The organism is Streptomyces sp. x-19, assembly GCF_046549115.1.
GTDB lineage: Bacteria > Actinomycetota > Actinomycetes > Streptomycetales > Streptomycetaceae > Streptomyces > Streptomyces albulus_C.
In genome coordinates this window covers 209,086-222,762 of sequence record NZ_JAJPWK010000006.1, presented here as the reverse complement: position 1 = coordinate 222,762, position 13,677 = coordinate 209,086, and the positions used below count along the sequence as shown (strand labels likewise).

Sequence of the window (13,677 nt, the reverse complement as noted above, 5' to 3'; positions counted from 1 at the left end):
ACGCAGATGACCGAGCAGGCCACCGGGGCCCACCATCCGCAGCCGCGGGCCCGTAACTCCGGCGGATCGCACCAGCCCGCGACCGTCGAGCACGTCACGGGCGCGCAGTCCCTCATCCGTTCGCTGGAGGAGGTCGGGGCCGACACCGTGTTCGGCATTCCCGGCGGTGCGATCCTTCCGGCCTACGACCCGATGATGGACTCCTCGAAGGTCCGGCACGTGCTGGTGCGGCACGAGCAGGGCGCGGGACACGCCGCAACCGGATACGCCCAGGCCACCGGCAAGGTCGGGGTCTGCATGGCGACGTCCGGACCGGGCGCCACCAACCTCGTCACCCCGATCGCCGACGCGCACATGGACTCCGTCCCGCTGGTCGCGATCACCGGCCAGGTGGCCTCCAAGTCGATCGGCACGGACGCCTTCCAGGAGGCGGACATCTGCGGCATCACCATGCCGATCACCAAGCACAACTGGCTGGTCACCGACCCGGCCGACATCCCCAAGACGATCGCCGAGGCGTTCCACGTCGCGTCCACCGGTCGCCCCGGCCCGGTCCTGGTCGACATCGCCAAGGACGCCCTCCAGGCGCAGACCACCTTCGTCTGGCCGCCGCACACCGAGCTGCCCGGCTACCGGCCCGTCACCAAGCCGCACGCCAAGCAGATCCGCGAGGCGGCCCGGCTGATCGCCGAGTCCAAGCGCCCGGTGCTCTACGTCGGCGGCGGTGTCCTGAAGGCCGGTGCCACCGCGGAGCTCAAGGTGCTCGCCGAGCTGACCGGCGCACCCGTCACCACCACCCTGATGGCCCTGGGCGCGTTCCCCGACAGCCACCCGCAGCACCTGGGCATGCCCGGTATGCACGGCGCGGTCACCGCCGTCGCCGCGCTGCAGAAGGCGGACCTGCTGATCACTCTCGGCGCCCGCTTCGACGACCGGGTCACGGGCAAGCTGGACTCCTTCGCCCCGTACGCCAAGGTCGTGCACGCCGACATCGACCCGGCGGAGATCGGCAAGAACCGCGTCGCGGACGTGCCGATCGTCGGCGACGCCCGCGAGGTCATCGCCGACCTGATCGTCGCGGTCCAGGCCGAGCACGGGGCCGGCCACAAGGGCGACTACAGCGCCTGGTGGAAGGACCTCAACCGCTGGCGCGAGACCTACCCCCTGGGCTACGACCTGCCGGAAGACGGCAGCCTCTCCCCGCAGCAGGTCATCGAGCGGATCGGCAAGCTCGCCCCGGCCGACACGATCTTCGCCGCGGGCGTCGGCCAGCACCAGATGTGGGCCGCCCACTTCATCGACTACGAGCAGCCCGCCACCTGGCTGAACTCCGGCGGCGCCGGCACCATGGGCTACGCCGTGCCCGCCGCGATGGGCGCCAAGGCCGGTCAGCCGGACCGCACCGTCTGGGCGATCGACGGCGACGGCTGCTTCCAGATGACCAATCAGGAACTGGTCACCTGCGCGCTCAACAACATCCCGATCAAGGTCGCCATCATCAACAACGGCGCCCTGGGCATGGTCCGCCAGTGGCAGACCCTCTTCTACAACCAGCGGTACTCCAACACCGTGCTGCACAGCGGTCCCGAGGACATCAACCCGGAGGCCCGGGGCACCCGCGTCCCGGACTTCGTGAAGCTGTCCGAGGCCATGGGCTGCGTCGCGATGCGCTGTGAGGACCCGGCCGAGCTGGACGCGGTCATCGCCAAGGCCAACGCGATCAACGACCGCCCGGTCGTCGTCGACTTCATCGTCCACGAGGACGCCCAGGTGTGGCCGATGGTCGCCGCCGGCACCTCCAACGACGAGGTCATGGCCGCCCGGGGCGTCCGTCCCGACTTCGGCGACGGCGAAGACGACTGAGCCAGGACGAACCGGACGCACGGAAGAAGAGAGAAGACGACATGTCCAAGCACACGCTCTCCGTCCTGGTGGAGAACACCCCCGGCATCCTCGCCCGGATCGCCGCACTGTTCTCCCGCCGCGGCTTCAACATCGACTCGCTCGCGGTCGGGGTGACCGAGCACCCCGACATCTCCCGCATCACCATCGTGGTGAGCGTGGAGTCGCTGCCGCTGGAGCAGGTCACCAAGCAGCTCAACAAGCTCGTCAACGTCCTGAAGATCGTCGAGTTGGAGCCCGGCTCGGCCATCCAGCGCGAACTGGTCCTGGTGAAGGTCCGCGCCGACAACGAGACCCGCTCGCAGATCGTCGAGATCGTCCAGCTCTTCCGCGCCAAGACCGTGGACGTCTCGCCGGACGCGGTCACGATCGAGGCCACCGGGTCCAGCGACAAGCTGGAGGCCATGCTGCGGATGCTGGAGCCGTTCGGCATCAAGGAGCTGGTGCAGTCCGGCACCATCGCCATAGGCCGTGGCGCCCGCTCCATCACCGACCGCTCGCTGCGCGCACTGGACCGTACGGCCTGATTCCCGCGGTCCGTTCGGACCGTATGGCGAGACCCCCCGACTTTCCCCACCCTGCCCGACATAGTGTGTGGGCACCCCGCTAGATCCAAGGAGATACCCGAAGTGGCCGAGCTGTTCTACGACGACGATGCCGACCTGTCCATCATCCAGAACCGCAAGGTGGCGGTCATCGGCTACGGGAGCCAGGGTCACGCCCACGCGCTGTCCCTGCGCGACTCGGGCGTCGACGTGCGCGTCGGTCTGCACGAGGGCTCCAAGTCCAAGGCCAAGGCCGAGGAGCAGGGCCTGCGCGTGGTGACCCCCGCCGAGGCGGCGGCCGAGGCCGACGTCATCATGATCCTGGTGCCGGACCCGATCCAGGCCAAGGTCTACGAGGAGTCCATCAAGGACCACCTGAAGGACGGCGACGCCCTGTTCTTCGGCCACGGCCTGAACATCCGCTTCGGCTTCATCAAGGCCCCGGCCGGCGTGGACGTCTGCATGGTCGCCCCCAAGGGCCCGGGCCACCTGGTCCGCCGTCAGTACGAAGAGGGCCGCGGCGTGCCGTGCATCGCGGCCGTCGAGCAGGACGCCTCCGGCAAGGCGTTCGAGCTGGCCCTCTCCTACGCCAAGGGCATCGGCGGCACCCGCGCCGGCGTTATCAAGACCACCTTCACCGAGGAGACCGAGACCGACCTGTTCGGTGAGCAGGCGGTGCTCTGCGGCGGTGCCTCGGCGCTGGTCAAGGCCGGCTTCGAGACCCTGGTCGAGGCGGGCTACCAGCCCGAGATCGCCTACTTCGAGTGCCTGCACGAGCTGAAGCTGATCGTGGACCTCATGTACGAGGGCGGCCTGGAGAAGATGCGCTGGTCGGTCTCCGAGACCGCCGAGTGGGGCGACTACGTCACCGGCCCGCGGATCATCACCGACGCCACCAAGGCCGAGATGAAGAAGGTGCTCGCCGAGATCCAGGACGGCACCTTCGCCAACAACTGGATGGCGGAGTACAACGCCGGCCTGCCGAAGTACAACGAGTACAAGAAGGCCGACGAGGACCACCTGCTGGAGACCACCGGCAAGAAGCTGCGCAAGCTGATGAGCTGGGTGGACGACGAGGCGTAAGCCCCGGGACAGGGGGTCGCGGCACCGCTCGCGGCCCCCTGTCCGCATGCGGCGGCGCCGCGTTCACGCGCGCCGCCGCACCACCTTGTCCACCGCGTAGAACCACGCATGGGTGATCCTTACGCTTCGGCACAGACCGCGCCGGGCCCCGCCACTACACTGCTCGACACAAGCGCGTCAGGCTCACAGCGTCGTGCGTCTTCCACGCGGCTTTCCCCCACACCGCCTTCGGCCGTCGGGACGGCCGTCCTCCCCCACTGCCTCCAGGGCGTGGGAGGCACCCGCAGCGGACTAGATGAGGACTGAAGACCACGTGAGCACTGCCAACCCGGGTAAACCCGTTGTACTGATCGCCGAGGAACTGTCGCCGGCCACCGTCGACGCCCTCGGCCCGGACTTCGAGATCCGGCACTGCAACGGCGCCGACCGCGCCGAGCTGCTGCCCGCCATCGCCGACGTCGACGCCGTCCTCGTGCGCAGCGCGACGAAGGTCGACGCCGAGGCGATCGCCGCCGCCAAGAAGCTGAAGGTCGTGGCCCGGGCCGGGGTGGGCCTGGACAACGTCGACGTCTCCGCCGCCACCAAGGCCGGCGTGATGGTCGTCAACGCCCCGACCTCCAACATCGTCACCGCCGCCGAGCTGGCCTGCGGTCTGCTGGTCGCCACCGCGCGCAACATCCCGCAGGCCAACACCGCGCTGAAGAACGGCGAGTGGAAGCGCAGCAAGTACACCGGCGTCGAGCTCAGCGAGAAGACCCTCGGCGTGGTTGGTCTGGGCCGGATCGGCGTCCTGGTCGCCCAGCGGATGTCCGCCTTCGGCATGCAGGTGGTGGCCTACGACCCGTACGTGCAGCCGGCGCGCGCCGCCCAGATGGGCGTCAAGCTGCTGACGCTGGACGAGCTGCTGGAGGTGTCGGACTTCATCACCGTCCACCTCCCCAAGACCCCCGAGACCCTCGGGCTGATCGGCGACGAGGCGCTGCACAAGGTCAAGCCGAGCGTCCGCATCGTCAACGCCGCGCGCGGTGGGATCGTCGACGAGGAGGCGCTGGCCAGCGCGCTCAAGGAGGGCCGGGTGGCCGGCGCCGGCCTCGACGTGTACGCCGTCGAGCCCTGCACCGACTCGCCGCTGTTCGCCTACGACCAGGTCGTGTGCACCCCGCACCTGGGCGCCTCGACGGGTGAGGCGCAGGAGAAGGCCGGCATCGCGGTCGCCAAGTCGGTGCGGCTGGCGCTCGCCGGCGAGCTGGTGCCGGACGCGGTCAACGTCCAGGGCGGTGTGATCGCCGAGGACGTCAAGCCCGGGCTGCCGCTGGCCGAGCGACTGGGCCGGATCTTCACCGCGCTGGCCGGTGAGGTCGCCATGCGCCTCGACGTCGAGGTGTACGGCGAGATCACCCAGCACGACGTCAAGGTGCTCGAACTCTCCGCGCTCAAGGGCGTCTTCGAGGACGTCGTGGCCGAGACGGTGTCCTACGTCAACGCCCCGCTGTTCGCGCAGGAGCGCGGCGTCGAGGTGCGGCTGACCACCAGCAGCGAGTCGCCCGAGCACCGCAACGTGGTCACCGTGCGCGGCACCCTGGCGGGCGGCGAGGAGGTGTCGATCTCCGGCACCCTCGCCGGGCACAAGAACGTCCAGAAGGTCGTGGCGGTCGGTGACCACTCCATCGACCTGGCGCTCGCCGACCACATGGCGTTCCTGCGCTACACCGACCGCCCCGGCGTCGTCGGCACCGTCGGCCGGATCCTGGGCGAGGCGGGCATCAACATCGGCGGCATGCAGGTCGCCCGCGCCGACGTCGGCGGCGAGGCGCTGGTCGTGCTCACGGTCGACGACACCATTCCGGCGAACGTGCTGGCCGAGATCTCCGAGGAGATCGGCGCGACCTCGGTGCGCGCGGTGAACCTCACCCACTGATCCACCGGTTCTCGCAGGTCAACGGGCCCGGTCCCCGCTTCGGCGGGGGCCGGGCCCGTTGCCGTCGGGGCCCGTGGGGACGTTCCGGCTCCGGTACGAGCGACGGCTGATCCATCAACGATTCACCCGAACGGCGTAGTGGGGGGCGGTGGTGGGCGGCCCACCAGTGCCGTCGCGCGGCTGCCGGGGCCCGGTGTCGGCGGTGCCGCCGGGTCGCTGGGGCGACGTTCGCGGCGCGCAATGGGAAGTGCGCGTGCCGTGGAGCGGGTGCGCGCGGAAGGAGGCAGGACGTCATGAACGCACCCCTGGGTGGCACGCCGCAGAGCCTGACCGGGTTGCACGTGGTGGACGTGGAGGGCGCGAAGGTGGGCCTCGTCCAGCAGGTGTACCGGGACGACGCCACCAACGAGCCCGAGTGGATCACCGTGCGGACCGGGTTGTTCGGGATGAAGGAGACCTTCGTGCCGCTGGCCGGGGCCCGGCGCACCGATGACGAGCTGCACGTCCCGCACACCAAGTCGACGATCAAGCAGGCACCGCGGATCGACGCCGAAGGCCATCTCGATCCGTCCGAGGAGGAGCGGCTCTACCGCCACTACGGGCTGATCCGGCCGGGGGCGACGGAACCGACGGAACCGAGGGGAACGACTGGGACGGCCGGAACGGCCGGAACGACCGGAACACAGCGCGGGCCCACCGGGGCGGCCGGCACACGGGGGCCGGTGGGGGAGGAGGCGGGGCAGCCGGGCCGGGCGCCCGCGGAGCCCACCGAGCAGCACCGCACCCGGGCCGGTGGCGAGCGCAACAAGCTCACCGACGCCCGGACCCGGGACGACTCCCGCCCGATGGCGGTCTCCCGCGGCGCCGAGGATCCCCACGACACCGGGCGTTCCGGGGAGCAGTTGGAGTTCGACACCGAGGCCGACGAGGCCGGCGGACCGCCCCGACGGAAGGCGGCGGCCGACGACGAGCGGCCGTGGCGCGGCCGGGACGAGCGCGGCGGACCGGGGACGGACCGGCCGCGCTGAACCGGACCGGGCGCGCTCACCGGGAACCGGAACCGGAACCGGAGCCGGGGCCGAGGCCGGGGCCGAGGGACCCGGGCCGGTGCCCGGGTCCCTCGGCTCACTTCCCGGGACGGGTGAGCAACAGCTCGGTGTTGTGGTCGGCGGCGGTGCCGAGCTTGGCGTCCGGGGTGGCGTAGGGGTCGTTGTAGGACAGTTCGCGGTAGAGGGCGGCCAGCCCGGCGTCGGAGGTGTCCGTGACGTCGGTGGTGTACGGGGCCGCGGACTCGATGAGGGTGGTGAACAGGGACAGCGTGCCGTCACCGTTGTCGGCCAGCTCGATGATTCGGGCGTGCTGCGGATAGTCGACGTGCGAGGCGGTGTTGATCTCCCAGAAGGCGCGTTCCGGCGCCGGGTGGCCGTGCGGGGTGATGCGGTTCTCGTGGGTGTGGCCGTTCACCCAGGCGACGACGTTCGGGTAGCGCTGGAGCAGGTCGACCAGGGCCTTGCCGTCGTGCCGCGCCTCGAAGGGGTGGTAGGGGTCCGGCAGCAGGTTGCCCATGCTGGTGCTGGTGTGGTGGCTGAAGAGGACGACGAGTGCGTCGCCGCCGCTGCCGCGCACCGTACGGCCGTCGGCGTCGTACCAGCGGCCGCTGTGCTCCTGGAGGACCGACTCCAGCCAGCGCAGCTGGGCGGTGCCCACCGAACCGTCCGCCCAGCCCGCCCGGTTGGTGGTGTCCAGGCTGATGCCCAGGACGCCCTCGGCGAGCGGGAAGGAGTAGTAGAGGCGACCGCTGGCCGCCGCGTCGGAGGTGAAGCCGTGGCCCACCGGGCCCGCGCCGGTGTACGCCGGGTCCAGATGGGCCTTGGCGAACTCGGCCGGGGTGAACGGGCGGCGCCGCTCGTCCGGTGTGATCTTGCGGATCGCGCCGCCCCCGGACAGCAGCGCGCCGAGCAGCGTCGCGGCGTGCGCCGGGTCGTTCTTGAGCGCGTTCGCGAGCCGGGCCGCGGCGGCGTCGTCGCAGCCCTCCAGCTTCCGGTCGCCGGTGTACAGCTCGCCCAGCAGCCCGAGGTCGGGCAGGGTGCCCTCGATGCTGTCGTCGTGGTTGCCGACCGTGGTGTACCAGGGCACGGACAGGCCGGGTGCGGTGAACGGGCGGGTCGCACCGGTCAGGAAGCCGGGTATCTGCGGCAGCCCCTTGGCCTTGTAGGCGTCCTGGAGCGCGGTCTCCGGGTTCCAGTACGCCGCGTTGCCGGAGTTCTGCACGCCTTCGTAGCGCCGGGGGTCGCCGCTGCTGGGGGTGATCCGGCCGCCGCTCATCACCGTCAGGTACCAGTCGAGCTCGATCTGCTCGTGGTTGTCGGTGTTGTCGCCGGTGGCCATCACGGAGCCGAACGGCAGGTCGGTGTACGGGCCCCGGCGCACCGCGTTGACCCGCTCGACCAGTGACGAGGCGCCGCGCACGGTCAGCGCCTCCTGCGGGCGGTACGCGCTGTCGTTGAACCGCGCCAGGTACTCGAACCGCACGGGCGATTCGACGTCGGCCAGGTGCAGGTCGGTGAACTGCACGAACGAGGCGAGCCCGGTGCGCCGGTCGTCCCGGCCCGCGCCGGCGCCGGCCAGGTCGCCGCGCACCACCAGCGGCCAACCGGGCCCGGCCGCCAACCGCTTGTACGCGCCGGTGCCCACCGGGCGGGCGGCCTGCTCCAGCGTGGTGCCCCTGGTGCGCACGGCCCGGGCCGCGGTGACGGCCAGCGCCTGGTCGTAGGAGGTCGCCGACCACAGGGCGGCGCCCGCCACCGCGGCGGACATTCTCGACACGAACTGGCGGCGGTTCATCCCGGTCATCGAATCCCCCTGGGGCGGTGGCGCATGGCGGCAGGCAGCAGTGCCCGGCGGGCCGTCCCGGCAGCGGGGACCCTCGGTCGGCCGACACGCTACTTGCCGGTAGCGAGGTGCAACAGGTCCTGTGGACAACGGCTTCGTGGACAACAGGTGGCGTCCCGGGGCACTCCGGGGCATCCGGCGGCGCCGTCTTGGGCCTCCGCCAACGCTCCACTCCCGCAACGGAGTTCGGCGTCCCTCCCGTCACATGGCCGCGCCCCGCGCCGTCGACGACGGGAGAAATCCGCCCATGCAGCGCCAAAGCGCACGCACGTCCCCCCGCCGCCCGGGTCGACGACGCGGGCGCCTGGACGGGTGCGGCCGGCTCCACGCCCCGGCCCCGAACGCCCCGCTCCACGACACCACCGAGCAGGACATGAGCTGGCTGGGCGCGGCCGACTGGTTGCCGGATCCGGCGCTCCACGTCGACGTGGCCGAGGCGGAGTTCTGCGGCGCGGCGCCGGCCGGGGGAGACCGGCCCGCGCCGTCGCCGGCCGACTGACCCGAGGGTCGGCCGCCTTCAGAGCCGCGCCGCCTTCAGCGCCATGTGCAGCAGCAGCCGGTCCGCGCCCTCGTCCAGGTCGAGGCCGGTCAGCTTCTCGACCCGGCCCAGGCGGTAGTACAGCGTCTGGCGGTGGATGCCCAACTGTTGTGCGGTGCGCCCGGCCTGCCCCGCGCAGTCCAGGAACGCCTCGGCGGTCCGGGCGAGTTCGGCGTGCGCGGGGGCCAGCAGCGGCCCGACCGCGGGGTCGGTCGGGGTGGCCGGGAGGGCGGTCAGCATCCGGTAGGCGCCGAGGGTGTGCCAGGTGGCGACGGGGCCGAGCCGGGGTTCGGCGCGGGCCGCGCGGGCCGCGTCCAGGGCCTGCCGCCAGGAGGTCGCCAGGTCGGTGAGCTCCCGGGTGGCGAGCCCGATCCCGGCGGCGGTCCGGGAGGGGCGGGCCCCCGCCCGCCCGGCCGGGCTCGGGGGGCCGCCCGCCCGTGGGGAGCGCAGCAGGTGCTCGGCGGCCGTGTGCGCCGGTGTCAGCGACCCGGTCTGGCGCAGCCGGACGAGCGCGGCCAGTGCGGGCTCGGTCCGTGCGGGGCCGGCGTCGGCGTCGGCGTCGGCTCCGGCCCCGGCTCCGGCGGGAGCGTCCGGGCGGTCCGCGCCGGCCGGCGGGCCGCCGGCGGCCGTGGGCAGCGGGCAGGCCGCGAGCAGCCCGGGCAGGCTGGGCAGCGGAGCGGTGTCGGTGGCGGCGGCGTCCCAGGGCAGGACCGCCACCAGGGTGAGCGGGGTGCCGGGGGTGAAGCGCAGGGTGTCCCGCAGGGCGTCCCGCAGCGCGGCCGCCGCGGCGGCCCGACCGGCGGCCCGGGAGGCCAGCAACTCCCGCAACACCTGGGCGAGTTCGGAACCGGCCCGGGACTCGTCGGCCAGCAGTGCGCCGATCCGCGCGGCGATCTCCATCGCCTGGGCCATCCGGGGGTCGGGCGGGGCGCTCGTGCCGCCCAGCTCCAGGCCGGTCAGATGGCCGTCGTCCAGCAGCCACACGTACCCGTGCACCACCCCGCGGTGCCGTACGGGGAGACAGATCCGGCCTTTGAAGACCCCGGCCGCCGGGTCCGGGGGGATCCGCAGCGGCGCGGTGGCGCGGGCGATGCCGAACGCCTCGAACCATGCGCGCACCGCCGCCGAGGACCGCCGCTGGAGGATCGAACGGGTCCGCACCGGGTCCATGACCTCGTCGTCCTCGCTCTCGTGCGCGCCGAACGCGATCAGTTGGAAGTCCCGGTCCTCCAGCGTCGCCGGCGCCCCGAGCGCCGCCGAGATCTCGTCCACCAACTGTTGGTAGTCCCCGCGCACCGCCGCCCGACCCCTCTCCTGTCGCTGCCGTCACCTGCCTCCCATTCTCATACATCTGTCTGAGATGCCGGCCACGAAGGCGTGACAGCTGTCGATGGCCGGAAAGTGGCGAGATCCTTAAATTTCAGGTGGCTCATCTTGCCGCCGCGACCGCCCGATCGGCGCCGCCCCGGCATTTGTCATCCTGAATCGTGGAGGTGCCCCATGCTGGGTCCCGTGCTCCTCGCCGCCGCGCGCAGCGACAGCATCCGCCGCGTCGTCGCGGCCGCTCCGGTCACCCGCCCCGTGGTCGAGCGGTTCGTCGCGGGCGAGCGATTGGACGAGTCGATGGCGGCCGTGCGGCTGCTGGCCGCCCGCGGCATGGAGGTCACCCTCGACCATCTCGGCGAGGACATCACCGACCCGGCGGAGGCGCTGCGCAACCGCGACGCCTACCTCCAGCTCGCCGGCGCCCTCAAGGAACTGGGGCTCGGCGCCCGGGCCGAGATGTCGGTCAAGCTCTCCGCCTTCGGCCAGGCGCTGTCCGGCGGACACGACCTCGCACTGCGCAACGTCACTCCGGTGGTCGAAGCCGCCGCCGAAGCCGGCACCACCGTGACGCTGGACATGGAGGACCACACCACCGTGGACTCCACCCTCGCCATCCTCGGCGCGCTGCGCGAGCGCTTCCCCCAGACGGGCGCGGTGCTCCAGTCGTACCTCTTCCGCACCGAGGACGACTGCCGCGCACTGGCCGGGGAGGGCTCCCGGGTGCGGCTGGTCAAGGGCGCGTACAAGGAGCCCGCGACGGTCGCGTTCCAGGACAAGCGGGAGGTCGACCGGGCCTACGTGCGCTGCCTGAAGATCCTGATGGCCGGGCAGGGCTACCCGATGGTCGGCTCGCACGACCCGCGGATGGTCGCCATCGCCCAGGAACTGGCGCACCGCAACGGCCGCAAGCCCGCCGACTACGAGTTCCAGATGCTGTTCGGCATCCGCGAGGCGGAGCAGCAGCGGCTGGTCGAGGAGGGCCACCGGATGCGGGTCTACATCCCCTACGGAACCGACTGGTACGGCTACTTCATGCGCCGCCTCGCCGAGCGCCCGGCCAACCTCGCGTTCTTCCTGCGGTCCCTGGCCACCCGCGGCTGAGGACCTCCCCACACCTGCGGCCGGGGGAGACCCCGGCCGACCCGGGACCCGCCTCTGCGGTTCTTTTGGCACCGTATGGGTGGATCCTGGGGGGCGGGGGAACGTACCGGGACGGGCATCCCCACCGCCGGTCACCCCCGGCCACCCGCCGTGGCAGCGGCCTCGGCACGACCGACGTACACCGACGTACGACAACGGAAACGATCGCGAACCGACGATCGCAAGCGTAAGGAGACATGGCCACCATGGACGCTGTGACCCAGGTCCCCGTGCCGGTGAACGAGCCGGTGCACAGCTACGCCCCGGGCAGCCCGGAGCGCTTCCGCCTGGAGGCCAAGCTCAAGGAGCTGGCCGGCAACCCCATCGAGCTGCCGATGACCATCGGCGGCGCGCGGCGGATGGGCGGCGGCGAACGCTTCGACGTCGTACAGCCGCACCACCACTCCGCCCGCTTGGGCACGTACGCCAACGCCACCGTCCAGGACGCCCAGGAAGCGGTCGACGCCGCGCTGGCCGCCGCCCCCGCCTGGCGCGCGATGTCCTTCGACGACCGGGCCGCGATCATCCTCAAGGCCGCCGACCTGCTGGCCGGCCCCTGGCGCGAGACGATGGCCGCCGCCACCATGCTCGGCCAGTCCAAGACCGCCCAGCAGGCCGAGATCGACACGCCCTGCGAGCTCGTCGACTTCTGGCGCTTCAACGTCCACTTCGCGCGCCAGATCCTGGCCGAGCAGCCCCCGGCGAACGCCCCCGGCGTCTGGAACCGCTCGGACCACCGCCCCCTGGAGGGCTTCGTCTACGCGATCACGCCGTTCAACTTCACCGCGATCGCCGGCAACCTCCCCACCGCCCCCGCCCTCATGGGCAACGTGGTGGTCTGGAAGCCGTCCCCCACGCAGACCTTCGCCGCGGTGCTGCTGATGCGCCTGCTGGAGGAGGCCGGCCTGCCGCCCGGCGTCATCAACCTCGTCACCGGCGACGGCAAGGACGTCTCGGAGGTGGCCCTGACCCACCCCGACCTGGCGGGCATCCACTTCACCGGCTCGACCAAGACCTTCCAGTACCTGTGGAAGACGGTCGGCACCAACATCGAGAAGTACAAGACGTACCCCCGTCTGGTCGGCGAGACCGGCGGCAAGGACTTCATCGTCGCCCACCCCTCGGCCGACCGGGCCGTGCTGAAGACCGCCATGACCCGCGGCGCCTTCGAGTTCCAGGGCCAGAAGTGTTCCGCGGCCTCCCGCGCCTACGTCCCGGCGTCGCTGTGGAACGCCGGCCTCAAGGAGGAGTTCGCCGCCGAGGTCGACGCCCTGACCATGGGCGACGTCACCGACCTGGCGCACTTCATGGGCGCCGTCATCGACGAGCGCTCGTTCGCCAAGAACAAGGCGGCGATCGACCGCGCCAAGGCCGACCCGACCGTCGAGGTCGTCGCCGGCGGCACCTACGACGACGGCGTGGGCTACTTCGTCCGGCCGACGGTCCTGGTCTCCACCGACCCGGAGAACGAGATCTTCAAGGACGAGTACTTCGGCCCGATCCTCGGCGTCTACGTCTACGACGACTCCACCGAGGGCGGCTACGAGGCCATGCTCGACCAGATGGAGTCCGCCTCGGCCTACGGCCTGACCGGCGCCGTGATCGCCCAGGACCGCGCGGCCGCCGCCGCCACCTGCGAGAAGCTGCGCTTCGCGGCCGGCAACTTCTACATCAACGACAAGCCCACCGGCGCCGTGGTCGGCCAGCAGCCGTTCGGCGGCGGCCGCGCCTCCGGCACCAACGACAAGGCCGGCGCCAAGCAGAACCTGATGCGCTGGACCTCCACCCGCTCCATCAAGGAGACCCTGGTCCCGCCGACCGACTACCGCTACCCGCACATGGGCTGACGCCCCCTGCCCGCCCGCGGCCCGGTGCCCCTTCCAGGGGTGCCGGGCCGCGGCCGTGGGCGGCGCCGGACCGCGTCCGGACCCGGCCCGTTCATGATCGCCGTCTCAAATAGTAGGAAGCCCAAGTAATTGTGCAGACATCACGGCCGGGCTGTCCTAGCTTTGTAGGAGCCGAACGTATCGCTCCACCAGCGAATGCGGATGCGGCCCGGTGCGCCCGCGCAGGTGACCCCTGCGGCGCCGGGGCCCCCGCCCTTCCGGCCACTCGCACCACCCACCCCTCTTCATCGACGCACCCGACCGTTCTCGGGGCTTTGGCATGGGAGACGCGCATCATGGCCGACACCACCGTCCGCAGGACCCGTCACTCCTCCCGTCAGATCAACGACGCCGACCGCCGCAACGCCGCGGCCGCCCTCCAGCGCGCGCTCGACCGCCGGGACAACGGCGGCTCCACCGGTCACTGAGCAGCGCCCACCCCGCACA

11 protein-coding genes are annotated in these 13,677 nt (G+C 71.9%); 9 read left to right on the top strand and 2 right to left on the bottom strand.

The window, feature by feature from the left end; genetic code table 11:
* Positions 1-6 precede the first annotated feature (6 nt).
* The 5 genes from ACLJT4_RS18075 to ACLJT4_RS18055 all read left to right on the top strand — a co-directional run bounded on the left by ACLJT4_RS18075 (position 7) and on the right by ACLJT4_RS18055 (position 6,476).
* Positions 7-1,863 carry an acetolactate synthase large subunit gene (locus ACLJT4_RS18075; protein ID WP_411123302.1) on the top strand — a complete coding sequence of 619 codons (1,857 nt, stop codon included), beginning with the start codon at positions 7-9 and terminating at the stop codon, positions 1,861-1,863.
* Positions 1,864-1,904: 41 nt separating this feature from the next.
* Positions 1,905-2,429, top strand: coding sequence for an acetolactate synthase small subunit (gene ilvN / locus ACLJT4_RS18070; protein WP_016575311.1), 525 nt, complete (start codon positions 1,905-1,907; stop codon positions 2,427-2,429).
* A gap of 102 nt (positions 2,430-2,531) precedes the next feature.
* A complete protein-coding gene (gene ilvC / locus ACLJT4_RS18065; protein ID WP_016575310.1) occupies positions 2,532-3,530 on the top strand; it encodes a ketol-acid reductoisomerase in 999 nt (332 codons plus the stop codon).
* Between the two features lie 295 nt (positions 3,531-3,825).
* A complete protein-coding gene (serA, locus tag ACLJT4_RS18060; protein ID WP_411123301.1) occupies positions 3,826-5,448 on the top strand; it encodes a phosphoglycerate dehydrogenase in 1,623 nt (540 codons plus the stop codon).
* A gap of 293 nt (positions 5,449-5,741) precedes the next feature.
* Entirely contained in the window at positions 5,742-6,476 is a 735-nt protein-coding gene (locus ACLJT4_RS18055; RefSeq protein WP_411123300.1) for a PRC-barrel domain-containing protein, read from the top strand.
* Between the two features lie 97 nt (positions 6,477-6,573).
* On the opposite strand, the gene ACLJT4_RS18050 is transcribed toward ACLJT4_RS18055, so the two are convergent.
* The gene (locus tag ACLJT4_RS18050) at positions 6,574-8,301 is read right to left on the bottom strand and encodes a TIGR03767 family metallophosphoesterase (RefSeq protein WP_411123299.1); all 1,728 of its coding nucleotides are present in this window, start codon (positions 8,299-8,301) and stop codon (positions 6,574-6,576) included.
* Positions 8,302-8,587: 286 nt separating this feature from the next.
* Between ACLJT4_RS18050 and ACLJT4_RS18045 the strand changes: the two genes are divergently transcribed.
* Positions 8,588-8,839, top strand: coding sequence for a hypothetical protein (locus tag ACLJT4_RS18045; protein ID WP_411123298.1), 252 nt, complete (start codon positions 8,588-8,590; stop codon positions 8,837-8,839).
* Positions 8,840-8,857: 18 nt separating this feature from the next.
* On the opposite strand, the gene ACLJT4_RS18040 is transcribed toward ACLJT4_RS18045, so the two are convergent.
* Entirely contained in the window at positions 8,858-10,174 is a 1,317-nt protein-coding gene (locus ACLJT4_RS18040; RefSeq protein ID WP_411123297.1) for a PucR family transcriptional regulator, read from the bottom strand.
* Positions 10,175-10,378: 204 nt separating this feature from the next.
* Between ACLJT4_RS18040 and ACLJT4_RS18035 the strand changes: the two genes are divergently transcribed.
* The 3 genes from ACLJT4_RS18035 to ACLJT4_RS18025 all read left to right on the top strand — a co-directional run bounded on the left by ACLJT4_RS18035 (position 10,379) and on the right by ACLJT4_RS18025 (position 13,658).
* On the top strand, positions 10,379-11,305 hold the full coding sequence (locus ACLJT4_RS18035; RefSeq protein WP_411123296.1) for a proline dehydrogenase family protein: 927 nt from the start codon (positions 10,379-10,381) through the stop codon (positions 11,303-11,305).
* A 245-nt stretch (positions 11,306-11,550) separates the two neighbouring features.
* Positions 11,551-13,191, top strand: coding sequence for an L-glutamate gamma-semialdehyde dehydrogenase (pruA, locus tag ACLJT4_RS18030; protein ID WP_411123295.1), 1,641 nt, complete (start codon positions 11,551-11,553; stop codon positions 13,189-13,191).
* A 335-nt stretch (positions 13,192-13,526) separates the two neighbouring features.
* Entirely contained in the window at positions 13,527-13,658 is a 132-nt protein-coding gene (locus ACLJT4_RS18025) for a hypothetical protein (protein WP_016575025.1), read from the top strand.
* Positions 13,659-13,677: the final 19 nt, after the last annotated feature.